This window comes from Paraburkholderia sp. IMGN_8, assembly GCF_038050405.1.
GTDB lineage: Bacteria > Pseudomonadota > Gammaproteobacteria > Burkholderiales > Burkholderiaceae > Paraburkholderia.
In genome coordinates this window covers 2,934,683-2,956,823 of the sequence record NZ_CP150901.1, presented here as the reverse complement: position 1 = coordinate 2,956,823, position 22,141 = coordinate 2,934,683, and the positions used below count along the sequence as shown (strand labels likewise).

The window sequence follows — 22,141 nt, the reverse complement described above, 5'->3', positions numbered from 1 at the left end:
AACCACTATGTGCGGAATCGTAGGCTTGCTGGTGAAGACGCCGGCACTGCGCGAGCGGCTCGGCGAACTGATGGTGCCGATGCTGATCGGCATGACCGAGCGCGGACCGGATTCTGCGGGCCTTGCGGTATTCGGCAAATCGGTCGATGCGAGCCAGCGCAAGCTGAGCATCTACGCGGGCTTCACCGAAGAAGGCGCGGATTTCGCGTGGCAGCCGTTGGTGGAGGCGCTGAACGCGGCGATGGACGTCACCGCGCGTATCGACTCGAAAGGCAATCATGGCGTGCTGACGGTGCAAGGCAACGTAGAACGCGTGAAGACGTGGCTGCGCGAACGCTATCCGAAGCTGTATCTGCTGTCGAGCGGACGCTCGATCGATCTGTACAAGGATATCGGCTCGCCGTCGCAAGTCGCCAGGCGTTATGACTTTGCGAATCTGAAGGGCTCGCATCTGGTCGGTCACACGCGCATGGCGACGGAGTCGGCGGTGACGCCGGACCGCGCGCATCCGTTCACGGCGGGCGACGACTTCTGTCTGGTCCACAACGGTTCGCTGTCGAACGCGCATGGCGTACGCCGCAAGCTTGAACCGCAAGGCATTCACTTCGATACCGACAACGACACCGAAGCCGCCTGCCGCTTTCTCGAATGGCGGTTGCGTGAAGGCGACACGCTGCCGGTCGCATTGCAAAAAGGTTTCGAAGAACTCGACGGCTTCTACACGTTCCTGATGGGCACCTCGACCGAACTCGCGCTGATTCGCGACCCGTTCGCGTGCAAGCCGGCGGTGGTCGCGGAAAACGACGACTACGTTGCCATCGCTTCCGAGTTCCGTTCGCTCGCGCATCTGCCCGATATCAAGAACGCCAAGGTCTTCGAACCTGCACCTGAGGAGATGTATGTATGGAAAGCCTGACATTCGATCTGGAGCGCACGACGGTCCGTGAGCTGAATCAGTTTTTGCACAAACCGGCCGGCGAACTGGAAGGGCAGGTGGTTGCCGTGGTCGCACCGAACGGTGCGCACAACCTCGCGGTCGGTGTGGATGCGCCGGTGAAAGTGACGATCGCCGGTCACGCCGGCTATTACGCGGGCGGCATGAACAAACACGCGACGATCGAGATCGACGGCAGCGCCGGCACCGGCGTCGCTGAAAACATGATGAGCGGCAAGGTGCACGTAAAGGGTTTTGCATCGAACGGCGCGGGCGCTTCGGCGCACGGCGGCCTGCTGGTGATCGACGGCGATGCGGGCCTGCGCTGCGGTATTTCGCTCAAGGGCGGCGACATCGTGGTGGGCGGATCGGTGGGCAGCTTCTCGGCGTTCATGGCCCAGGCCGGGCGCATGGTGATCTGCGGCGATGCGGGCGATGCGCTCGGCGACTCGCTTTACGAAGCGGTGCTGTACGTGCGCGGCGAAGTGAAATCGCTCGGCGCGGACGCGCAATACGAACCGATGACACAAGCCGATCTCGACGCGGTGCGCGCACTGCTCACCGCCGCCGGCATGGACCACGACCCGGCCTCGTTCAAACGGATCGCCTCCGCTCGCACGCTCTATCACTGGAACGCCGAAGCGAACCAGGAATATTGAACACACGCTCTCGAAGAAGGTCCCCATGGAAGCCAAACCCGTTCACTTCGCCCGCTTGCAGCAGGAAGAGTCGCAAGGCTACGACCGCAAGACGATCGACTATATCCACTCGGCCGCGCAGCGCGGCCTCTATGAAATTCGCGGTCTGGGCGCGAAACGCAGCGTGCCGCATTTCGACGATCTGCTGTTTCTCGGCGCATCGCTGTCGCGCTATCCGCTCGAAGGGTATCGCGAGAAATGCGCGACGCAGACAGTGCTCGGTACCCGCTTCGCCAGGAAACCGGTCGTGCTCGACATTCCGATCACGATTGCCGGCATGAGCTTCGGCGCGCTGTCCGCGAACGTGAAAGAAGCGCTCGGCCAGGCCGCGACCGCGATGGGCACCTCGACCACCACCGGCGACGGCGGCATGACGCAGGAAGAACGCCGCTCGTCGAAGACGCTGGTTTATCAGTGCCTGCCGTCGCGCTACGGCTTCAACCCGGACGACGTGCGCCGCGCCGACGCGATCGAAATCGTGATCGGCCAGGGCGCGAAACCGGGCGGCGGCGGCATGCTGCTCGGGCAGAAGGTCAATCCGCGCGTCGCCTCGATGCGCACGTTGCCGGCCGGCGTCGATCAGCGTTCGGCGAGTCGTCACCCGGACTGGACCGGCCCCGACGATCTGGCGATCAAGATTCAGGAGCTGCGCGAAATCACCGATTGGGAAAAACCGATCTACGTGAAGGTCGGCGCAACCCGCACGTTCAACGACGTCAAGCTCGCGGTGCATGCGGGCGCGGACGTCGTCGTGATCGACGGGATGCAGGGCGGCACGGCGGCGACGCAAACCTGCTTCATCGAGAACGTCGGCATTCCGACGCTGGCCGCGGTTCGTCAGGCAGTGGACGCGCTCGAAGATCTGAATATGAAAGGCCAGGTACAGCTGATCGTATCGGGCGGCATCCGCACCGGTGCTGACGTGGCGAAGGCATTGGCGCTCGGCGCGGACGCGGTGGCGATTGGCCAAGGCATGCTGATGGCGCTCGGCTGCAACAGCGACACGTACTTTCAGAACGGCGCGCTGCATTCGGCGGCGGCGGACTACGCGGCGTTGAACACGTCGCCGGGCTTCTGCCATCACTGCCACACGGGCAAGTGCCCGGTCGGCGTGACCACGCAGGACGCGGTGCTCGAACAGCGTGTGCAGCCGGATGAAGGCTCGCGCCGCGTACGGAACTACCTGAAGACGCTGAACATGGAACTGACGACGATCGCGCGTGCGTGCGGCAAGCAGAACGTCCATCACCTCGAACCGGAAGATCTCGTCGCGTTGACGGTCGAGGCCGCGGCGATGGCGCGCGTGCCGCTCGCGGGTACTTCGTGGATTCCCGGATGGACCAGATGAATTAATTTGTTTCGAGATTTTTGACTGTGGAAAAGTTGAGCGCATTCAACTTTGATTCACCAATCTATCAGGAGCCCAACATGAGCACTCCGCAAAGCAGCACGCAAGCAGCGCCAGTAGCGCCTGCATCATCCGGCGGCCTGCGTGCCGGTACTCTAGGTTTTGCCGAGGTGATCGGCCAATCCATCGCGAACCTTTCGCCGACCTTCACGCCTTCGATCAACGTGACCGCGATCGCGGCGCTGGCCGGCGCGGGAACCTGGTTGATTTATGGTCTTTCGACGCTCGGGCTGCTGCTGGTGAGCATGAGCATCATCGCGCTCTCGAGCCGGATCGCGACGGCTGGTTCATTCTTTATCTATATCTCACGCGCGCTTGGGCCGATGGCGGGTGGCATCGCCGGCTGGGGTTTGATCGCGGCTTACGTGGGTACTGCGATGGGGGTGGGCGCCGCAGGCGTGGTGTTCGTGCAGAACGCTTTTTCGGCCTGGGGCATCAATATCCCGTCGTGGGCGGTCTACACGATCTTTGTCGGGCTGGCCTGGTTCTTCTCGGCACGTGACGTGAAGCTCTCCTCGCGCCTGTCGCTGGCGATCGAAGCCGCTTCGGTGGTGATCGTGGGCGGTGTGCTGATCTATGTGCTCGCACTGCATCCGGACCATATCATCGACCATACGCAACTGGGGTTGCAGGGCGTGAGCGGCAAGGGCATGGCACAGGGCATGGTGCTCGGCATCTTCTCGTACGTGGGTTTTGAAAGCGCGGCCTCGCTCGGCCAGGAAACCAGGAACCCGCTGCGCGTGATTCCGCGCGCGGTGATCTGGAGTGTGATCCTGTCGGGCCTGTTCTTTATGTTTGTGGCCTATTCGATGACGATCGCCTACCACGGCGACACAGCCAAGCTCGGCGGCGATTCGGCCGTGCTCAGCACCTTGCTCGCGAGCGTCGGCGCCTCGCCGCTCGGCCCGGTGTTTTATCTGATCGCCTCGGTCAGCGCGTTCTCGTGCGTGCTTGCGTGCATCAACTCGTCCAGCCGCCTGCTGTATTCGATGGGGCGCTACCAGTTCGTGCACCGCTCGATGGGTATGGTGCACCGCACGCACCAGACGCCGTACCTGGCCGTTGCGTTTTCCTCGATCGTGACCTTCGTGGTGTGCATTGCGATGCTCGGCACGGGTCCGCTCAACACCTTCGGCTATACCAGCACGTTCGCGACCTTTGGCTTCCTGGTCGTGTATTTCCTGGTCGCAATCGCGGCACCGGTTTATCTGAAGAAGCAGGGTGAGCTCAAGACGAGTAACGTCGTGTGGGGCGTGCTCGGCGCACTGGCGATGGTCGGCGCCGTGATCGGCAGCGTGTATCCGGTGCCCGATTATCCGTATAACATCCTGCCCTATCTGTTCGTTGCGTATATGCTGGTTGGCGCAGTCTGGTTGATGATGCTCAAGAAGCGCTCGCCGCAGGTGCTCGAGAAGATCGAGCACGATCTGGAAACAAGCGACGTGATGACCCACGGCAAAAAGTAAATGAGTGAACCCTTCTCCCCGGATAGCTTGCCCGCACCGAACACGGGCCGGATGCCAGACGATCCAGAGGGAAGGCCCGCTAGCCGTCGCGGAATGGGCGGCCAGGAAATCGACCTGCAGTTGCGGCCGGAGCGCGGCGAGTGCGCCGCCCTCGAGATCGGTTGTGTCTCTTGCCCTGCCCGCGCCCGCGGGCAGGATCACATCAACGAAGACTACGTCGGCGTGATGCTCGGCGATCTGGCGGCGCGCGCCGCGCGTGGCAGTGTGATCGCTCTCGCCGATGGCGTGAGCGGCAGCAAGGGCGGGCGGGTCGCGGCCGAACTTTCGGTGCGGACCTTTATCGATGCCTATTACGGGTTCCCCGACACCTTGCAGCCCGGCGTGGCCGCTGCGCGCGCGCTCGAGGCAATACACGGCTGGCTGCACCAGATCGGCCGCGTCGATCCCGCACTGAAGCAGATGGCCGCGTCCTTTGCGGCGCTGATCGTGCGCCGCGCTACCGCGTATCTGGTGGCGGCCGGCGATGTGCGGCTCTATCTGCTGCGCGATGGCCAACTGACCCAGCTTGGCGACGACGACGTGGTGCCGGTTGCCTTCGGTTCTTATGTGGCGCATGCGGTCGGCATGCTTCCGACGCTGGTGACTCGCATCGAAACCCTTGAGCTGCGCGAGGGCGACCGCCTGCTGATGTGCTCCGACGGACTCTATCGTCGCGTGCCGATGCGCGAGCTGCAGACGGTGCTGGCGGCGCGCGGCGGTGCGCTCGAAACTGCACGCCGGCTCGGCGCGCTGGCGGTGACGCGCGGCTCGCAGGACGACGTGACGAGCGCGGTGCTCGACGTGGGCAGCCTGCCTTTGCTCGATGTCGGTTACCTGGAGCGGGTGGTCGGCGCCTTGCCGATTCTGGCCGTGCCCGACGCCGGCGATGTGGTCGATGGATATCTGCTCAAGAGCGTGTTGAGCGATGGCTTCTATTCGCGGATTTTCGCCGGCTACGATCTGGCCGATCCGAACACGCCGCTGGCGCTCAAGTTTCCCAAGCCGCGTGTCGAGCAGGACGAGAACGTGCGCCAGTCGATCGTGCGCGAGCGCTGGCTGGCCGGCAAGATCGGCGACGATGGAGTGCTCGCGCCGATGCCGGTCGATGCCGACCGGCAAACCCGGCTCTATGTGGTGATGCCGCTCGGCGCAGGCATCACGCTCGAAAAACTGCTGGCGGCGCCGCAGCCCATGGCGCTGCCGCGTGCGCTCGAGATCGCGCGGCAGCTGGGCCATTCGATCGACGCGCTGAATCGCCGCAATATCTTCCATCGCGATATCAAACCCGAGAACGTGCTGGTGATACGGGGCGATAGCACGCGCCTGCTCGATCTCGGTTTTGGTTATATGCCGGGCATGCAGTTGCCGGGCCCCGACGCCGCACCGGGCTCGCCCGCTTATATGGCGCCTGAGTTGATGAAGGGCGCACAGGGCGATGCGCGCTCCGAGGTGTTCGCGTATGGCGTGACCCTGTACCGGCTGTTCAGCGGCGGCAAGCTGCCCTACGGCTTTAATGGCCGCGTGCCGCTCTATCAGTACCGGCCCGACGCGCCGGAATGGCTCGACCTGGTGCTGGAGAAAGCGCTGCAGCCCGATCCGGCGCGCAGGTATCAGGACGTGCTCGAAGTCTGCGCTGATCTCGAACGTTTTTCGAGCGGTCGGGACGCGATGGCGCCGGTTCGGCGCAAGCCCTTGCTCGAGAGCGATCCGGTGCTGTTCTGGCAGGTGGTCGTGGTGCTGTTGCTGGCGCTGCTGTTGTGGTCCTTGATGCGGCATTGAGCGGGGTTGGTGGCGCGGCCCCGCCGCGCGCTGCTTGGCGCAAGCCGCGTGCCATTGCCCACGCCGGGGCCCGTGCTGCTGCCGTTCAAGCGCGGACACGGCTCTTGTCCGGATCGTAGAAGATCGGCGCCACAACCTGAGCGTCGATGCGTTTCTGGTGCCCGTCGATCTTGCCGATCTGCACATGCGTGCCCGGTTCGGCATGGGTGATATCGATCCGGCACAGCGCAATGTTCTTGCCGAGTATCGGCGAGCGCACGCCGCTCGTGACCACGCCGATCTGCGCGCGCCCATCGTGTACGCAGTCTCCGTGATGCGCGGGTTCGTTGCCGGCGAGTTCGAGTCCGACCAGCTTGTGCCGCGGATGCGCACTTCGGGCAAGCAGTGCTTCGCGGCCTATGAAGTCGTCAGCTTTGCTCTTCAGCGGCACCGAGAAACCGATGCCTGCTTCGAACGGATCGGTTTCGTCGGTGAACTCGTAGCCGGCAAAGATCAGGCCCGCTTCGACGCGAAGCATATCGAGCGCGTTCAATCCGAGCGGGACCATGCCTAGCGGTTGCCCAACCGACCACAGGCGGTCCCACACGCGTTCGGCGTCCTGCGGATGACACCAGACCTCGTAGCCGAGTTCGCCGGTATAGCCGGTGCGCGAAACCATGATCGGACAGCCTTCGTCATTGCCGAGCCGGCCGACCAGAAAGCGGAACCAGCCGAGGTTTTCGAGCGCCGGCTGGGTGGGCGGCGTCCACACGATCTGCTTCAGCAACTCGCGGCTCAGCGGCCCCTGAATCGACAGATTGTGAATCTGATCCGATGCCGATTTGATCCACACTTTCATGCCGAGCGCCGCCGCCTGCTCGCGCAGCCAGACACCGGCGTAGTCTTCGCCGCAAATCCAGCGGAAATTGTCCGGGCCAAGGCGCAACAGCGTGCCGTCGTCGAGCATGCCGCCGTGCGGATAGCACATCGCCGAATACACGACCTGGCCGACCGCGAGGCGCCGGACGTCGCGCGTCAGGCAGTATTGCAACAGGGCTTCCGCGTCGGGACCGATGATCTCGAACTTGCGAAGCGCGGACAGATCCATCATGGCGACGCGCTCCCGGCAGCCGAAGTATTCTTCGACTGTGCCGAAGCCCTCGTAGTGCGTGGGCAGCCACCAGCCGCGATAATCGGTGAAATGGCGGGTGAGCGCCGAGCTCTTCGCGTGAAAGCCTGACTCGCGGGTCAGGACCGGTTCGGCATCAGGCGTGGTTCGGGTAGCCATGGCAATGGAGAAACGTTCCTTGTTCGGATAGACGCGGATCTGGATATCGGTCGGATTCCAGCCGTTCGCGGGATCGATGTCGTCGGGGCAGGACGAGCTCACGCAGACGAGATCGGTCAGCGCGCGCATCAGCACGTAGTCGCCAGGGCGTGACCACGGTTCATCAAGCGTCATCTGCTGATGTGCGTTGATGCCGGTGTTGAAGAAGAAATTGATCGCGGGCCAGCCGGGGCGCGGCGCCACGCCGAAGGCGGCGAGGGCGCGGCTCATGTTGTCGCTGCAGTTGCTATGGCCGAAGTAGCCCTGGCTTTCGTAATAGCGCGCTGCGCACGCCAGTGCGAACGAGTCGTGACGGCCAACCGTGTCGCGTACGACTTCGAGCATGGGCTGCATGTTTCGATTGAAGAACTTCGAGAACAGGCCGGGAGCGGGATACGCATTGCCATTCAGCGTTCTCGTCACGGTCTGGTCGAGGTCGAGTTCTTTGTTTCTGTCCAGAGCGGCGAGATCGAAGGCGACGAAATCCGAACATTGCCGGCCCGCGACGTCCAGCACCTGAATGTATTCTCCCGCGCGCACCGTGTACGCGGTGGCGGTGCCGGGCTGGATCGTGAAGTCGTTCAGCGTGTCGGCCAATGGTGCGGGAAGCGGCGGCGCGGCGAGCAGCGCGGGATTCGCGCGATCGATCGTGAGACGCAAGCCGGTGGGCGGGTTCTGCGAATCGATCGCCGTTGCGGCACCCGGCGCGGCGACGATGACGAGTAGTGTTTCGGAGGCAATGAGTTTTCGCGTAAAGCCCGCCGGTGTGTCGCCGTTCCAGATAGTCGCTGCGGACTGCAATGCGCCCGCGTCGGCGCCACGCTTGAGCAGGCCGGTTAACACATGCGAGGCCTCGCTGTTATGCAACAGACTCGCAGTGAACGAAGCGCCCGCCGACGCTTGTAGCTCGAGCGCGGCCAGCGCCGCTTTACCTTGCGCGTCGACAGCCATGAGTTCGCAGGGCTGCCGGCCTTCGATATCGACGATCTGCAAGGTATCGCCGGGCGTGAGCGCGACAACCGTGAGGCCGCCGCCCGCCACGCGATATCGTTCGCGTCCGGTCTCGCGGGCAAACAGCGCCGGCTCCGCGGGGCGCGAGCTTATGGGGGTACGTATCAGCATGTTCTTCCCTGGTTCGCGCCGCTTAGCTGGCGGTTTTCAGCGCCGGGACGGGTTCGCCCAGATACGCCTCCATCGAGTCGTCGAGCGCCGACAGCCACGGCGTGTGATGAGGCGGCGATTGTGTGCCGGTCATCAGCGAGCGATAGGACTTGTTGCGATAACCCATGATGTCGTGATGCTTGTCGTGTTTCCATTCAAGGAACGTACGGTTCACGCCTTCGATGTCGAAACTCGGGTAGTCGGTGGCGTCGAGCAGCTCCTGGATATAGCTGCCCTGATACTCGAACATCTCCTGATTGGTGACGAGCTTCTCTTCCTTTGCGCGCCATGCGAGGCTGTGCGCGATCATGTCCGCCTTGGGCGGCAGCGCAATGCGGCCGAGGATCACATCGCGCGCATACCAGGCCTGAGCGTCGAACATGTTGAACGAATACCAGAGGTCCTGCATGCCGAGGTAGATCAGGCCGGGGTTGTCTTCCCAGAAGATGCCTTGGTAGAGATTCAAAGGCCACAGCCGATTGCCGGTCTTCAGGCGAAGTTTGTCGGGCAGGAACGGAAAGTGGTGCTGATACCCGGTGCACAGGATGATCGCGTCGATGCACTTGTGCGTGTCGTCGGCGAAGTAAGCGTTATTGCCGCGCACGCGCTGCAATAACGGTTTCTCTTCCCAGTTGTCGGGCCAGTGATAACCCATCGGCGCCGTGCGATAGCAACTCGTGATGCTCTTCGCGCCGTACTTATAGCACTGGGAGCCGATGTCTTCCGCCGAATAGCTGCTGCCGACCAGAAGCACATCCTTGTCCTTGAACTCCAGCGCGTCGCGGAAATCGTGTGCATGCAGGATGCGGCCGCCAAAACTCTCGAAGCCGGGGAAGGTCGGCGCATTCGGTGTCGAGAAGTGGCCGCACGCGTTGATGACGTAGTCGAACTCCTCCGACGTGGTCGTGCCGGCGGAAAAGTCTTGCGCGGCGACGGTGAATTTTTGGGTTGCCGCGTCGAAGCTCACCTGACGGACGACCGTATTGAAGCGGATATAAGGCCGTACGCCTGCTTTCTCGACACGTCCGCGAATGTAGTCCCACAGCACCTCGCGCGGCGGATACGAGGCGATCGGTTTGCCGAAATGCTCCTCGAACGTGTAGTCCGCGAACTCCAGACATTCCTTCGGCCCGTTGGACCACAAGTAGCGATACATGCTGCCGTGCACCGGCTCGCCATTTTCGTCGGTGCCGGTGCGCCACGTGTAGTTCCACATGCCGCCCCAGTCCGTCTGCTTTTCGAAGCAGACGATATCGGGAATGTCTGCACCTTTTTCTCTCGCGGACTGGAAAGCGCGCAATTGCGCCATCCCGGAAGGGCCCGCACCGATGATTGCGACGCGCTTTTTCATGGTCTTTCACTCACTAGATATCTCGTACGACAACACAGGATTTCCCGCTGGAAAGCGATGCTGATACGCCAGTCAGGAAAGCGGATTCACCGATACGCCGCCGCGTCAGCGCCTATTGCCGCGACTGACGTCTTGCAGCCAGAACGGTGTTCTTCATCAGAAAGCCGATCGTCATCGGACCCACACCGCCGGGAACGGGCGTAATGGCGCCGGCCACGCGCGAGACGCTCTCGAACTCCGTATCTCCGACGAGGCGCGTTTTGTCGTCGATTTCGATGCGATTGATGCCGACGTCGATAACCGTCGCGCCAGGTTTGATCCAGCTCGCGTCGACCATCTGCGCCCGCCCGACAGCGGCGACGACGATATCGGCCTGGCGGCACAATTCGCGTGCGCCGACGCTGTGCGAATGAAGCACCGTCACCGAACAGTTCGCCTGCAGCAGCAGCGACGCCATCGGTTTGCCGACAATGTTCGATCGGCCGATCACCACCGCATGCTTGCCGGACAGATCGCCCAGTGTCTGTTCCAGCAGGAACAGGCAGCCGCTCGGCGTGCACGGCGTCAATGCCGGTTCACCGAGCACCAGCCGGCCGACGTTCTCGCGATGAAAACCGTCCACGTCCTTTTCCGGGGCGATCGCGTCGATCACCGCGCCCTCGTCGATCTGCGCGGGTAACGGCATCTGCACGAGAATGCCGTTTACGCCGCGATCGGCGTTCAGCGTGCCGATCAGCGACAGCAGCGTGTCCTGCGCGGTGTCGGCGGGCAGGCGGTGTTCGATCGAACGGATGCCGACTTCGTTTGCGCGCAGCACCTTGTTGCGCACATAGACATGGCTCGCGGGATCGTCGCCCACCAGCACGACAGCGAGCGTGGCCGTCACGCCGGCGGCCCGCAGCTGCGCCACGTCCTGCCTGACCGTCTCTAGCAATCCCGCAGCGGCGGCCTTGCCGTCAATGAGTTGGGCCTGGCTCATCGGAAGATCACGGTGCGGTCGCGGTTGAGGAAGACGCGGTGTTCGGTGTGGAATTTCACTGCGCGCGACAGCGCCACCGTTTCCGTATCGCGCCCGATCGCCACGAGACCGTCCGGTTGCAGGACGTGATCGACGCGCTGCACTTCCTGCTCGATGATCGGTCCTTCGTCGAGATCCGACGTGACGTAGTGCGCAGTGGCACCGATCAGTTTGACGCCACGTTCGAATGCCTGGTGATACGGCTTCGCGCCTTTGAATCCCGGCAGGAACGAGTGATGGATGTTGATGGCCCGGCCGGCGAGCTGCTTGCAGAGGTTGTTGGAGAGAATCTGCATGTAGCGCGCGAGCACCACGAGTTCCGTCTCCGTCTCGGCGACGATCTTCAGCAGTTCGGCTTCCTGCTGGTCCTTGGTTTCAGGCGTTACCGGCAGATAGATGAAACGGATGCCTTCGCGTTCCGCCATCGGTCGCAGGTCCAGATGGTTGGAGACGATGGCGGTGATTTGCATGTGCAACTGGCCTTTGTGATGCCGGTACAGCAGGTCGGCGAGGCAATGATCGAACTTGCTGACCATCAGCAGCACCTTCATCGGCTGCGCGGCGCTGTAGAGCTTCCATTGCATCGCGAAGTCGTTTGCGATGCTGCCGAAGTCGGTGCGTAGCTTGTCGATGCTGCCGGTCTTCGCTTCGTTGAAGCGGAACACCGCGCGCATGAAGAACGTGCCGTTGGATTCGTCGTCGAATTGCGCCAGCTCGCCGATATAGCAGCCCGATTGCGCGAGATAGGACGAGACGGCCGCGACGATGCCGGAGGTGGCCGGGCAACTGATCGTCAGTATGTAGTTCTGGGTCACTGCGACACTCCTGAAAATACGTGAGAGACGGCGTGAGAGATGTAACGGGAGACCCGCTAAGGATTAGCCGATCGCGGTGCGTTTCTTCTTTTCCGGATCGTCGAACGGCAGTTCGGCGGCGCTTGCACGGGCCTTGATGCTGCCGCGCACTTCGAGCGGCGCGCCGGGGCGTGCGTAGTCCACGTCGAGGCGTGCGATCGCCATCGAGATGCCGGTCAGCCGTGAGTACATGCCGCATGTGACGACGCCGACCTGCTTGCCGTCGTTCCACAATGCGTCGCCGCCGTTGGCCGCTTCGGTGGAGTCCACCAGCACGCCGAAGATCTTGAAACGCTCCTTGCCTTGCAGACGGAAGTGTTCGCCCGCGCCACAGAACTCGGTTTTTCCCGGCGATACGGTGAAGTCGAGCCCGAGTTCCCACAGCGTGTCGCCCGCCTTTTCGTTCGCGAACGGGTACATCTCGGAGTTGTCGTAAGGGAAGAACAGCAGATAGCTTTCGACGCGCAACCAGTCGAGCGCCGTGAACGCGCACGGGATGATGCCGAACGCCGCGCCTTTGTCGAGGACGGTGTCCCAGATGAAGGGTGCATCCGCGGCCTTGCAGAAGATTTCGTAGCCGCGCTCGCCGGTGTAGCCGGTGCGCGAGATCATCGCCGGCTTGCCGAAGAGCCGCGTTTGCAGGTGATGGAAATAAGGCAGATCACGAATGCCCGGCACGTGTTCCGCGAGGAAGTCCACGGCGGCAGGACCCTGCAAAGACAGATCATGCAGGTCGTCGTCGAACAGCACTGCGACCTGGCGGCCCTGCGCGGAGCGAACGAGGCGTTCATAACCGGTTCCGGAGCCATGCACGACCATGAACGCATTCGGCCCGGTCCGGTAGACGATGCAGTCGTCGATAAACTTGCCGTCTTCATTCAGCATCGCCGCATACACCGACTTGCCGGGGTAGAGCTTGCCGACGTCGCGCGTGATTGCCCAGTTGAGCAGGCTTTCCGCGTGCGGGCCGACGTAGTGGACCTTCTTCAGGCCGGATACATCCATCAAGCCCGCCTTGGTGCGAATCGCCTCGTGCTGATCGGCGAGATCACCGGAATAGGTCCAGGCGGTGCCCATGCCGTTCCAGTCTTCGAGGTTCGAGCCCAATGCGCGATGACGGTCCGCGAGTGCGGAAATACGCCATGAATTAGCCATGTCTGCTACTCCAGAGGTGAGGGGGGTGCAAAATCAGCAAGGCATCAGATGCAGTTGTCGAACTGGCTCAACCAGTCGACCAGGGTCTTGCGGTAACGCGTCATGCCCTTGTAGTCGGCAATCGGTTCAGGCAGGTCGCGCAGGACCCGATGAAGACGGCGCGCCCACGCGGGATGGGTGACGAGCTCGGCCATGCTGGCGAGATACGTGCGGATGCTGAACATCAGCGCGTTGCTCTGCGGCAGTCGCGCCATGAATTGCAGTTCGACGCGCAGATGCATGCATTGCGCGACGTTCTCCGGCGTGACCTGGCCGCGCTCCGCGCCCCACAGGTGGTAGTTCTCGGGCGCAGTATCGAGGCGCGGGTTGATCGTGAGCGTCCAGTTCAGACGCCGTACTGGACGGCCCACCTGGATATGCAGCAGATACTTCAGCGCGCGATCGAAGATGCCCATGTCGTGCGCCATGGGCACCGGCGAATGCCATTGCTTGAAACTCATCCCCGCATCGAATGCGAGCGACCAGTCGGCAGGGCCGGTGATGACACCGGCATCCATGAAGAGGTCGCCGTCGCGCTGATCGAGCAGCGCGATATCGCCTTGCGTCTGCCGCATGATGTATTCAAGCGGCTCGCATGGCAGCGTTTCCGCATCGCCGAAACGAAATGCCTGCTCAATGCCGAGTGCGCGATTGCGCCAGAACCACTGGTCGCCTGCGCGGGTGAGCGAAAACAGTTCGGGATAATCCTGGGCGAGATGCTCCATGATCATTTCCAGCGCGTCCCACGACGCTTTCTGCATGTGCGGCATCACCATGCAGCGGCGCGGATCGTTTTGCAGCACGATCGCGCGCTCGGCAACTTCGGAGCGATAGTGCTCGTCGATATCGAACCAGTGCTCGAAGACCGAGCCCGGATCGCGCGGCGTGGCCGGTTCGATATTCACCGAATACATGTAGGCGTCTTCGGGAAACGGGAAGGGGAAGCGGGCGATGGCGGCATCGCTGTTGCGAAACGAAAACGCTTCGCGATAGCTTTCGGCGGGCTTCAGAATGACGCTCATGGGGCGATCCTCAGAGATCCAGGAAAAGGGAGGTGCTGTGGGCACGCGAGACGCACGGCATCAGATGCGTGGCGCGCTCGGATTCGTGAAGGAACAGATCGCGGTGGTCGACTTCACCGGCAACGTGACGGGTCGCGCACTGACCGCAGACCCCGCCGCGGCACAGGTTCGGAATCTCGAGTCCGCTCGTTTCGAGCGCTTCCAGCAGGCTCTGGTCTGCCGCCACGTCGAGCCTCGAGCCACTGCGCATGAGTGTCACGACGAACGGCGTGCCTGGTTGCGGCGCGGCAAACGCTTCCCAGTGCACGCGGCCGTCAGGCCAGCCGAGCGCGCGAGCTGTCTCGCGCACGGCATCCAGAAGCGCTTGCGGACCGCATACATAGACATGCGTCCCCAACGGGCGGCCACGCAGCACCCGTTCTATATCGAGGCGCGCGCGCTCGCCGTCGTAACCATGAAAACGGCTGCCCAGGCGCTCGCTCAACTCGGCGCGATACGCGTCGGTGAGCCCTTGCCGGTAGGCGTAGTGCAATTCGAAATCGGCGGCGTCGCGCTCCAGCGCGGTGACATGCGCGACAAACGGCGTGATGCCGATGCCGCCCGCAATCAGGATGTGAGCGTGCGCGCCGGAATGCAGTGCAAACAGATTGGCCGGCGGCGTGATTTTCAACGCCGACCCTTCACGGACCCGCTCATGCATGAACACCGAGCCGCCGCGCGAATCATCCTGCTTGCGCACGGCGATGCGATAGCTGGACGCGTTCGCCGGATCGCCGAGCAGCGAATAGGCGTTGCGCAATGGGCGCTCATCCAGCGGCAACCGCACCTGGATATGGCTGCCGGAAGAGAACTTCGGCAACCGGCCGTGCACGGCGGTCAGCGTGAACTCGCGCACCACGGGCGTCAGCAGCCGTGTCGCTTCGACTCGAACCTCGATCGTGTTCATGCGCGGTGCTCCAGGTAAGGACGATCCGGATCGGCGCACACGCCGAGATACGCGCCGACGCGCTGCGAGAAATGCTGGCGCACGCCGAGGTTGATGCCACAGCTGATGCATTCGACTTCGGACAGTGCGTCGTACACGTGCGATGCGCTGCAATGCACGCAATACACGGCGCGCGGTGCGGCATTGAGCTCGGCGCGGGTTTCTTCCGGCAGCAGCCCCGCGTCGTAGGCGAGACGCCGGATGCGCCAGATGAACGCTTCGTCGCCGCATACATAGAGCCGCAAACCGATTGCCGCGCGATCCAGGATCGCGAGAAGATGACGCGCGAGCGCGTCGTGTGTCGGGAAGAACGATGCACGGCGAACCGTTGCTGACGTGTCGCCTTGAATGAGCAGTGTGCTCACGTCAGGCTCTGCCGGCAGTGTCGCGATGAAAGCCGCGATCTTCGTGAGTGCGTCGGTTTGAACGACCACAATGTGTTGACGCGCATCCTCACAAATCCGGAGCGCCTGATATCGCGGAAGGCTCGGAGGAGAGCTTGGTGTTCTGTCGTGCGTCGATGTCATGTCTTTAGTCGCCGGTTCTGTCGATGCGGGTAAAGCACGTGGATCATGTTTCGCTTCAAACGTGTGCATTTGCATCTGAACTAAAACGGGGCGTCTGCTCCATTCGAGTGCGTTGCGAAGTGCTGGTCTGACGGATAAAACACTCGAAAAACTGCGTTCCCCACAAGCAAAATAGTTTCTTAAAGGGAAACGCCGTTCAATCCTGACAACGAGGTATGCCCAAAGGAGTAGTGCCGCAAAGGGCATAGTTCTTGCCTCTAAACTGGCTTTTCTTATGGGATGCCCTGCATGGCGTTGAGCCGGACCCCGATGCGGCGAGATGCATCCACGCAAGTGGTGGATGGGGGCGATGAGGTCGATTGCGACGGGGGCACCCGTGCGCTTATCCGTGAGCTTCACGATTCGGTCGCACAACAACTGGGCTTCATGTCGTTTCTCGTCAGCCGCGTGCAACAGCAGGTGCGTAATCCCGAGGTCGCGGAGCCTTTGATCGCGGAGTTGCGAACCACAATGACGCGGCTGCAGCGCGACGTTCGCCAGTTGATCACCGGTGCGCGCCTGACGCTCGAAGGGCGCTCGTGGCGCCAGGCGCTGGCTGACTCCGTCGATGAGTTTTCGCGCCGCTGCAACGTGGTTTTCGAACTGGATAACCGCATGCCGGAAATCGAACTCGCGCCGGATGTTGCGCTGCACGCGTTGCAGATCGTGCGCGAAGCGTTGTCGAACGTGGTCCGCCACGCCCATGCGAGACATGCCCGGATCGAAGTGATAGACGATCCCGCAGGCGCTCTGTGTGTGACCGTGACTGACGATGGGCTCGGATTGCGGCCTGCATCGGTGGAGGAAAATCACTACGGGTTGGAGATCATGCGCGAGCGGGCGCGTGCGATAGGCGCGCGAGTCGCGATCGAGAATGTGCAGCCGAACGGCACGCGGGTACGCCTGCTTGTCCCGAATGACGATGCCAGAAGGGAGTCCCTAGATGGGTCCGACGACGTTGCTTCTGATTGACGACCATCCGCTGTTCCGGCGTGGCCTCGCCGAGTACTTCAACTCGACCGGGGAGTTTCAGGTGGTCGGCGAAGCTTCCAGCGGGCGGCAAGGCATAGCACTCGCGGAGCAGTTAAGGCCCGGCCTGATCCTGATCGATCTTCACATGCCGGGACTCGGCGGTTTGCATGTGCTCGACGAACTGGGTCAGCTTGAGATCGAGAGCCGCAAAGTCGTGCTGACCGCCTCGCTCGATCGCAACGAGTTATTGACTGCGCTTCGCCTGGGTGCCGACGGTTATATGCTGAAGGAAACCGAGCCCGAGGATCTGCGCTTATACATACGCAACTGTGTGCAGGGCGTGATCGTGCTCGACGATTGTCTGGTCACGCTCCTCGCGAAAGACGACGATGTTCCCGAAGGTGAAAGAGGCACCCGTCAGGTCGAACTAACCGAGCGTGAAGCGCAGACACTGGCGCTCATCTCGGAGGGCATGAGCAACAAGCAGATCGCCCGGCAGTTGGGCATTAGCGACGGCACGGTCAAGGTCTATGTAAAGAATCTGCTACGCAAGCTGAATTTGCGTTCCCGGCTTGAACTGGCGGCGTGGGTTCACCGCGACGCCCTTGCGCGTCAATGATGAAGGCGTAAACGAATGCAAGACAATGCTGTTGTAAGTGAATTGGCCGCAACCGCGATGAGCCTTGATGCCTATCCGGCCGCGCTGCTTCAAGTGGATAACGAGGGCCGCATCCGCAACGCGAACGCTGCGTGGGCTGAACTGATGGAGGCGAGCATAGTGGGTGCCGAGATCGCCGTATACGTCCATCCGGAAGATCGCCTGATCTGGCGCGAGATGCTGGAGCGGCTGCGTAACGAAGCCGGTGTCTGCAGTCGCGAGCGGATACGCTTTGTTCATCCTCACGGTCAGCTTCGCTGGCTGGAGGTGGCATGTCGCCGGTACGAAGACGCTTTCTTTGTCTCCGCGTTCGACACCACGACGCAAAAGCGTCAGGAGACTTCAATCGAAGCCAGGCTGCGTAGTGCCATGGGACTCCTGAACGGCGTGCCGGGATTGATCTATCGCGGCCGCAACAACCCATCGTGGACAATGGAATTCGTCAGCGACGGCTGCGAAGAGTTGACGGGCTATCCAGCTGCCTGGTTTGTCGACAGTCACGAACATAGCTACAGCCAGTTGATCGTGCCGGAGGACGTCGATTACGTCTGGCGTGGTGTGCAGGAGGCGCTGGCGGATCGCAGGCCGTTCGAACTGCGTTATCGCATTCGTGGCGCGAATGGCGATCTGAGAAACGTATGGGAGCGCGGCATCGGTATTTATTCGGCCAGCAGCGAGGTGCTGGGTATAGAAGGCGCGATCTTTGCTGTGCGATGAACTTCGCCCGTGTTGCGCGGAGATTCGCGCAACACGGGGTTCGATCTTCAGCAAACGTGCGCAATCAGGTCGTGATCCAGTGGCTCACGAAGACGACCACCACGCCGAGCACTAACGCCGCATACGGCATGAAACCCGCGCGCCGCTGGGTACTGGAATTTGACAGATCCATGTCGTCCAGCATCGCGTCCGGGAAGCGGCCTTTGTCAGTCACGTAGTGGCGCCAGATGAACACCGGCACGATCAGCGCCGAGAAGACGATGCCCGAAATCAGGGTGCCTTTGCCCCATACATCCGCCCCCAGTCCCATCAGTGCGAGATTGACGAACGACAACACGGCGCCGGCGCCGAGCACCCATTTCGGCGCCTTGAAAGGGCGCTCCCAGGTTGGCCGGTCGAGCCGGTGGATCCACGCGGCATTGAGATTCAGGAAGTTGAAGATGATGTAGCCGACATTCGACATCGCGAGTACGACGACGTAGTCGGACATCAGCAGTAGCACGAGATTGAACACGAGGTCGGTCCACATGGCGCGGGTCGGTGCGCCGTTGTGGTTGACGTGCGAAAGATATTTGGGCAGCCAGCCGTCCACGGAAGCCTGGTAGAGCGTGCGCGACGAGCCCGCCATCGACGTCATGATGGCGAGCACGAGCGCGAACACCAGCATCGGCTTCAGAATGAATTCGCCCCAGCTGCCGGCGTGCACGATTTTCGCCATCGCTTCGGAAACACCCATGCCGCTGTAGATGCCCGGCGAAAGAATGCCGTCATAGATAGCGGGTTGCGTGACGTTGCCGGCGGCGTCCTTGACCTCGGGCGAGACGAGTTGGCCGAGACCGAGGGCGCCCTGGAACGCGAGTGGGACGAGCGTGAAGAACACGAGGCACAGGAGTCCGGAATAGACAATCGCCTTGACCGTATCGCGGCGCGGATCCTTGAATTCGCGTGTATAGCAGACCGCTGTTTCGAACCCGTAGGTGGACCAGGCCGCGATAAAGAGTCCGCCGGCCATCAGTTCGATGCCGCTCAGATTCCACGTGCCGTCTATAACACGGCCGCCGGCGTCTTTTGCCAGCGGGGAGAGCGGGAACAGGTTGTGCATCGGCAGATCGCCCGTCAGCAGCGGATAGACGCCGACCAGCAGGAGCGGCAGCAGCGCGGAGATCGCGAGAATCATCTGGAGCCGCGCGGCCTGGAGAATGCCGCGGTGCTGGATTGCGAAGGTCGTCAGCAGAATCGCGGCGCCGATCACGAAGGTGGCATTGACCCGCAGACTCAGCCCGGTCGACAGCCAGCCCAGATCGACCAGCGTGATTTGCCACGTGTTGATCGCGGCAGTTGCCGGGAACAGCATGTTCAGCACGTAGCCTGCGCCCAGGCCCGAGCCGATTGCCAGCACCGGCGACCACGCGAACCAGTTGCACCACACGGAGAGCGGCGCGAGCAGCTTGCTGTAGCGCACCCAGGCGACCGCGCCATACACCGATGCGCCGCCGGACTTGTGCGGAAACAGCCCGGCGATTTCGGCGTAGGAAAAGGACTGGATGAAGCCGAAACAGATCGAAATCGCCCAGATGATCCACGACGGCTTGCCGACGGTCGCCGCAATCGAGCCAATCGAGAACAGCACCAGCGCCGGTACGCCGCTGGCTACCCAGAATGCGCCTGCCCAGCCAATTTTTCTATGAAGTCCTGTCGCATCTACTGGCGCGGCAAGATGAAGCTCCTGACCTGCATCGTTCACCGAACTCATGTTCGTCTCCCCAAAGATGTCGTCACTCTGGCGACATTCACCGGCCAATATCGACGGAGCAAGGGGCGCGAAGAGGTACTCCCTCGGGGGGAAGGGATCCTTAAGGTAGTGCCGGTGTCCGGCGCATTTCATCCCAACGACCTTCCTAACGCCGGGAGAGATGGATTCCCGCGAGCATGCAACGCACGGATCCCCCAGCCCTTTCGATCGTGGCAACGCGCAACGGCAGCAACTGCGCGGAACGCTCGATGAGGGCGCGTTGCTGTCTCGTCAGGCAGGCAAGCGCCCGTTCGGACAACGCAAGAACACGACCCTCCTTTCCCGACAGTTCCAGTGCATTGCCCGCAAAGTTGCCGATCTGCGAACGGTCCAACGCGATGACGGCGCGGCCGCTCTCCAGCAGGCGCGCTTTGACCTGAGCGCGCCGGCGTTCATCCTGGATGAGGTCTAGACCGATCAGCGCAAACTCGGTCGCGACGCTCATCATCACGTTGGTGTGATACACCGGGCGGCCGGCGGCGTCGGCTGTGTCGAAGCACATCGGTTCGAAATTGAAATGTGTGCAGAACCGCTCGAGCGCCACCGGATCCGCGCGGCGTGAGCGCGCGGTGTAGGCAATTCGGGCAATGTGATCCAGCACCATGGCACCCGTGCCCTCCAGAAACATATCGTCGTGTTCCAGACCTGAGTAGTCGATGACGTCCTGTACACGGTACGTTGCTTTCAGCATCTCGATTACATCGGTCCTGCGCTCGCGTCGCCGGTTGATCGAATGCATCGGATAGACCGCGACGTGTCCGCCGGGATGCGTCGAGAACCAGTTGTTGGGAAAGACCGAATCCGGCGTCTGGTTCTCGCCTCTGTCGTCGAACACGTGCACGCGTACGCCTGCTGCCTCCAGTGCTGCGACGGCAGCACTGACTTCATCGCGTGCCGCCGCTGCGAGCGACGCCGCTTCGGTCTGGCTCTGGACCTCGCCTGAACGCTGGAATGCGTTGTCGGCCGCTGTTTCGGGATTCGGATGAAAACAATGCGGGCGGATCATCACGACGGCGGCCGGCGCCTGGATTGACAGAAGGCTCATGAAATTTCTGATGGAGGGCAGGGAGTACGGGGCTGGAATGGGCGCGGGTACGGCGGGTTTAGCGGGCGAATGCGAATGCGTCGGCCGGTGCCGGCGGGGCGGCAACCAGCGTGGGCGCGACGGTAGCCAGTGCGCCGAAGAGGTCCCGCGGATCGGCCGGCGGCGGGATCAGCGCGACTTCGATGCCGACGTCGTGCTCCTGCGAAAGCGCGTGAAGATAGCGGAGCGCGGAATAGTCTTCCAGCGCAAAACCCACGGAGTCGAATACGGTGACCTGATCGGCGTTCTCCCGGCCGGCTGTCTCGCCGCGCAGCACGCGCCACAGTTCAGTCACGGGCGAGTCGGCGGGCAGTTGCTGAATGTCGCCCTCGATGCGGGTTTGCGGCTCGTATTCGACGATTACGCGGCTCATGTTCAGCACGTCCGCGTGCAATTCAGTCTTGCCGGGGCAATCGCCGCCGACGGCGTTCAGATGCATGCCGGGTTCGATCATGCCGGGTGTGATGATCGTCGCGTAGGCCTTGTCGGCCGTGACGGTCGTGACGATATCGGCGCCTCGCACCGCGTCCGCGGTGGACGTTGCGCGCACGATTCGCAACGCCGGCCACGCGGCCAGATTGCGCACCAGCTTGTCCGTTGCGCGCGCATCGATATCGAACACGCGAATCTCATCGATGCCAAGGAGCGTGTGAAAGGCGATCGCCTGAAATTCGCTTTGCGCGCCGTTGCCGATCAGGGCCATCCGTCGCGAATCGGGGCGCGCAAGGGCTCGCGCGGCGAGGGCGGAAGTCGCGGCGGTGCGCAGCGCGGTGGTCAGCGTGAGTTCGGAGAGGAAGAGCGGGTAACCGGTATCGACTGAGGCGAGCGCGCCAAAGGCCATCACCGTGTGAATGCCGCGCTCTGCGTTGATGGGATGCCCGTTCACGTATTTGAAAGCGAACAGTTTCGCGTCCGCGATGGGCATCAATTCGATCACGCCTACCTGGGAGTGACAGGCGACGCGCGAGGACTTATCGAAATCGCTCCATCGAAGATAGTCCGCGCGGATGGCGTCGGCGAGCTCGCTAAGGAATCGCGGCACGCCGATATCGGCAACGAGTCGATAAGTGGCGGGTACGTCGAGAAAGCGGGTCATGGTCATGCCTCCGTTGTTGAGGTGGGCTCCAGCACGGGAGC

General features: G+C 62.5%; 19 protein-coding genes. 8 read left to right on the top strand and 11 right to left on the bottom strand.

Annotated elements, in window-relative coordinates:
* Positions 1-7: 7 nt before the first annotated feature.
* From WN982_RS34480 to WN982_RS34460, 5 genes are all read left to right on the top strand, one after another.
* Complete coding sequence (locus tag WN982_RS34480; protein WP_341316482.1) at positions 8-916, top strand: glutamine amidotransferase family protein; 909 nt, start codon at positions 8-10, stop codon at positions 914-916.
* Positions 904-1,593, top strand: a complete 690-nt coding sequence (locus WN982_RS34475; RefSeq protein WP_341316481.1) for a protein glxC — start codon at positions 904-906, stop codon at positions 1,591-1,593. The genes WN982_RS34480 and WN982_RS34475 overlap by 13 nt, the downstream gene beginning before the upstream one ends.
* Positions 1,594-1,618: 25 nt before the next feature.
* On the top strand, positions 1,619-2,980 hold the full coding sequence (locus WN982_RS34470; RefSeq protein WP_341316480.1) for an FMN-binding glutamate synthase family protein: 1,362 nt from the start codon (positions 1,619-1,621) through the stop codon (positions 2,978-2,980).
* Between the two features lie 80 nt (positions 2,981-3,060).
* A complete protein-coding gene (locus tag WN982_RS34465; protein WP_341316479.1) occupies positions 3,061-4,506 on the top strand; it encodes an APC family permease in 1,446 nt (481 codons plus the stop codon).
* Complete coding sequence (locus WN982_RS34460) at positions 4,507-6,324, top strand: bifunctional protein-serine/threonine kinase/phosphatase (protein WP_341316478.1); 1,818 nt, start codon at positions 4,507-4,509, stop codon at positions 6,322-6,324.
* Positions 6,325-6,409: 85 nt separating this feature from the next.
* Here the strand turns inward: WN982_RS34460 and WN982_RS34455 are convergent, their stop codons facing one another.
* From WN982_RS34455 to WN982_RS34420, 8 genes are all read right to left on the bottom strand, one after another.
* A complete protein-coding gene (locus WN982_RS34455) occupies positions 6,410-8,752 on the bottom strand; it encodes a DUF1989 domain-containing protein (RefSeq protein WP_341316477.1) in 2,343 nt (780 codons plus the stop codon).
* Between the two features lie 22 nt (positions 8,753-8,774).
* Positions 8,775-10,142, bottom strand: a complete 1,368-nt coding sequence (locus tag WN982_RS34450; RefSeq protein ID WP_341316476.1) for an NAD(P)/FAD-dependent oxidoreductase — start codon at positions 10,140-10,142, stop codon at positions 8,775-8,777.
* A gap of 112 nt (positions 10,143-10,254) precedes the next feature.
* Positions 10,255-11,121, bottom strand: coding sequence for a bifunctional methylenetetrahydrofolate dehydrogenase/methenyltetrahydrofolate cyclohydrolase FolD (gene folD / locus WN982_RS34445; RefSeq protein WP_341316475.1), 867 nt, complete (start codon positions 11,119-11,121; stop codon positions 10,255-10,257).
* A complete protein-coding gene (gene purU, locus WN982_RS34440) occupies positions 11,118-11,975 on the bottom strand; it encodes a formyltetrahydrofolate deformylase (RefSeq protein ID WP_341316474.1) in 858 nt (285 codons plus the stop codon). Before purU ends, folD begins: the two co-directional genes overlap by 4 nt.
* 63 nt (positions 11,976-12,038) lie before the next feature.
* The gene (locus WN982_RS34435; RefSeq protein ID WP_341316473.1) at positions 12,039-13,169 is read right to left on the bottom strand and encodes an aminomethyltransferase family protein; all 1,131 of its coding nucleotides are present in this window, start codon (positions 13,167-13,169) and stop codon (positions 12,039-12,041) included.
* A gap of 44 nt (positions 13,170-13,213) precedes the next feature.
* A complete protein-coding gene (locus tag WN982_RS34430) occupies positions 13,214-14,230 on the bottom strand; it encodes a DUF3445 domain-containing protein (protein ID WP_341316472.1) in 1,017 nt (338 codons plus the stop codon).
* A 10-nt stretch (positions 14,231-14,240) separates the two neighbouring features.
* Positions 14,241-15,176 (bottom strand): PDR/VanB family oxidoreductase, encoded by a 936-nt coding sequence (locus WN982_RS34425; RefSeq protein ID WP_341316471.1) that lies wholly within the window; start codon positions 15,174-15,176, stop codon positions 14,241-14,243.
* Entirely contained in the window at positions 15,173-15,580 is a 408-nt protein-coding gene (locus WN982_RS34420; RefSeq protein ID WP_341316470.1) for a dimethylamine monooxygenase subunit DmmA family protein, read from the bottom strand. Before WN982_RS34420 ends, WN982_RS34425 begins: the two co-directional genes overlap by 4 nt.
* 450 nt (positions 15,581-16,030) lie before the next feature.
* Here WN982_RS34420 and WN982_RS34415 point away from each other — a divergent pair, with 450 nt between their 5' ends.
* Genes WN982_RS34415 through WN982_RS34405 form a run of 3 tightly spaced genes read left to right on the top strand, consistent with a single transcriptional unit; the run spans position 16,031 to position 18,128 of the window.
* Positions 16,031-16,753, top strand: coding sequence for an ATP-binding protein (locus WN982_RS34415; RefSeq protein WP_341316469.1), 723 nt, complete (start codon positions 16,031-16,033; stop codon positions 16,751-16,753).
* Positions 16,725-17,372 (top strand): response regulator, encoded by a 648-nt coding sequence (locus tag WN982_RS34410; RefSeq protein ID WP_341316468.1) that lies wholly within the window; start codon positions 16,725-16,727, stop codon positions 17,370-17,372. Before WN982_RS34415 ends, WN982_RS34410 begins: the two co-directional genes overlap by 29 nt.
* Before the next feature lie 15 nt (positions 17,373-17,387).
* The gene (locus WN982_RS34405) at positions 17,388-18,128 is read left to right on the top strand and encodes a PAS domain-containing protein (protein WP_341316467.1); all 741 of its coding nucleotides are present in this window, start codon (positions 17,388-17,390) and stop codon (positions 18,126-18,128) included.
* A gap of 64 nt (positions 18,129-18,192) precedes the next feature.
* Here the strand turns inward: WN982_RS34405 and WN982_RS34400 are convergent, their stop codons facing one another.
* From WN982_RS34400 to WN982_RS34390, 3 genes are all read right to left on the bottom strand, one after another.
* On the bottom strand, positions 18,193-19,881 hold the full coding sequence (locus tag WN982_RS34400; protein ID WP_341316466.1) for an APC family permease: 1,689 nt from the start codon (positions 19,879-19,881) through the stop codon (positions 18,193-18,195).
* Positions 19,882-20,026: 145 nt separating this feature from the next.
* The gene (locus WN982_RS34395) at positions 20,027-20,965 is read right to left on the bottom strand and encodes an arginine deiminase-related protein (RefSeq protein WP_341316465.1); all 939 of its coding nucleotides are present in this window, start codon (positions 20,963-20,965) and stop codon (positions 20,027-20,029) included.
* A 58-nt stretch (positions 20,966-21,023) separates the two neighbouring features.
* Complete coding sequence (locus WN982_RS34390) at positions 21,024-22,100, bottom strand: ornithine cyclodeaminase (RefSeq protein ID WP_341316464.1); 1,077 nt, start codon at positions 22,098-22,100, stop codon at positions 21,024-21,026.
* Positions 22,101-22,141: the final 41 nt, after the last annotated feature.

Coding starts and splice junctions, on each gene's coding strand:
- WN982_RS34480 (WP_341316482.1), top strand. CDS start 8: ATGTGCGGAATCGTAGGCTTGCTGGTGAAGACGCCGGCACTGCGCGAG.
- WN982_RS34475 (WP_341316481.1), top strand. CDS start 904: ATGGAAAGCCTGACATTCGATCTGGAGCGCACGACGGTCCGTGAGCTG.
- WN982_RS34470 (WP_341316480.1), top strand. CDS start 1,619: ATGGAAGCCAAACCCGTTCACTTCGCCCGCTTGCAGCAGGAAGAGTCG.
- WN982_RS34465 (WP_341316479.1), top strand. CDS start 3,061: ATGAGCACTCCGCAAAGCAGCACGCAAGCAGCGCCAGTAGCGCCTGCA.
- WN982_RS34460 (WP_341316478.1), top strand. CDS start 4,507: ATGAGTGAACCCTTCTCCCCGGATAGCTTGCCCGCACCGAACACGGGC.
- WN982_RS34455 (WP_341316477.1), bottom strand. CDS start 8,752: ATGCTGATACGTACCCCCATAAGCTCGCGCCCCGCGGAGCCGGCGCTG.
- WN982_RS34450 (WP_341316476.1), bottom strand. CDS start 10,142: ATGAAAAAGCGCGTCGCAATCATCGGTGCGGGCCCTTCCGGGATGGCG.
- folD (WP_341316475.1), bottom strand. CDS start 11,121: ATGAGCCAGGCCCAACTCATTGACGGCAAGGCCGCCGCTGCGGGATTG.
- WN982_RS34435 (WP_341316473.1), bottom strand. CDS start 13,169: ATGGCTAATTCATGGCGTATTTCCGCACTCGCGGACCGTCATCGCGCA.
- WN982_RS34430 (WP_341316472.1), bottom strand. CDS start 14,230: ATGAGCGTCATTCTGAAGCCCGCCGAAAGCTATCGCGAAGCGTTTTCG.
- WN982_RS34425 (WP_341316471.1), bottom strand. CDS start 15,176: ATGAACACGATCGAGGTTCGAGTCGAAGCGACACGGCTGCTGACGCCC.
- WN982_RS34415 (WP_341316469.1), top strand. CDS start 16,031: ATGGCGTTGAGCCGGACCCCGATGCGGCGAGATGCATCCACGCAAGTG.
- WN982_RS34410 (WP_341316468.1), top strand. CDS start 16,725: ATGGGTCCGACGACGTTGCTTCTGATTGACGACCATCCGCTGTTCCGG.
- WN982_RS34405 (WP_341316467.1), top strand. CDS start 17,388: ATGCAAGACAATGCTGTTGTAAGTGAATTGGCCGCAACCGCGATGAGC.
- WN982_RS34400 (WP_341316466.1), bottom strand. CDS start 19,881: ATGAGTTCGGTGAACGATGCAGGTCAGGAGCTTCATCTTGCCGCGCCA.
- WN982_RS34395 (WP_341316465.1), bottom strand. CDS start 20,965: ATGAGCCTTCTGTCAATCCAGGCGCCGGCCGCCGTCGTGATGATCCGC.
- WN982_RS34390 (WP_341316464.1), bottom strand. CDS start 22,100: ATGACCCGCTTTCTCGACGTACCCGCCACTTATCGACTCGTTGCCGAT.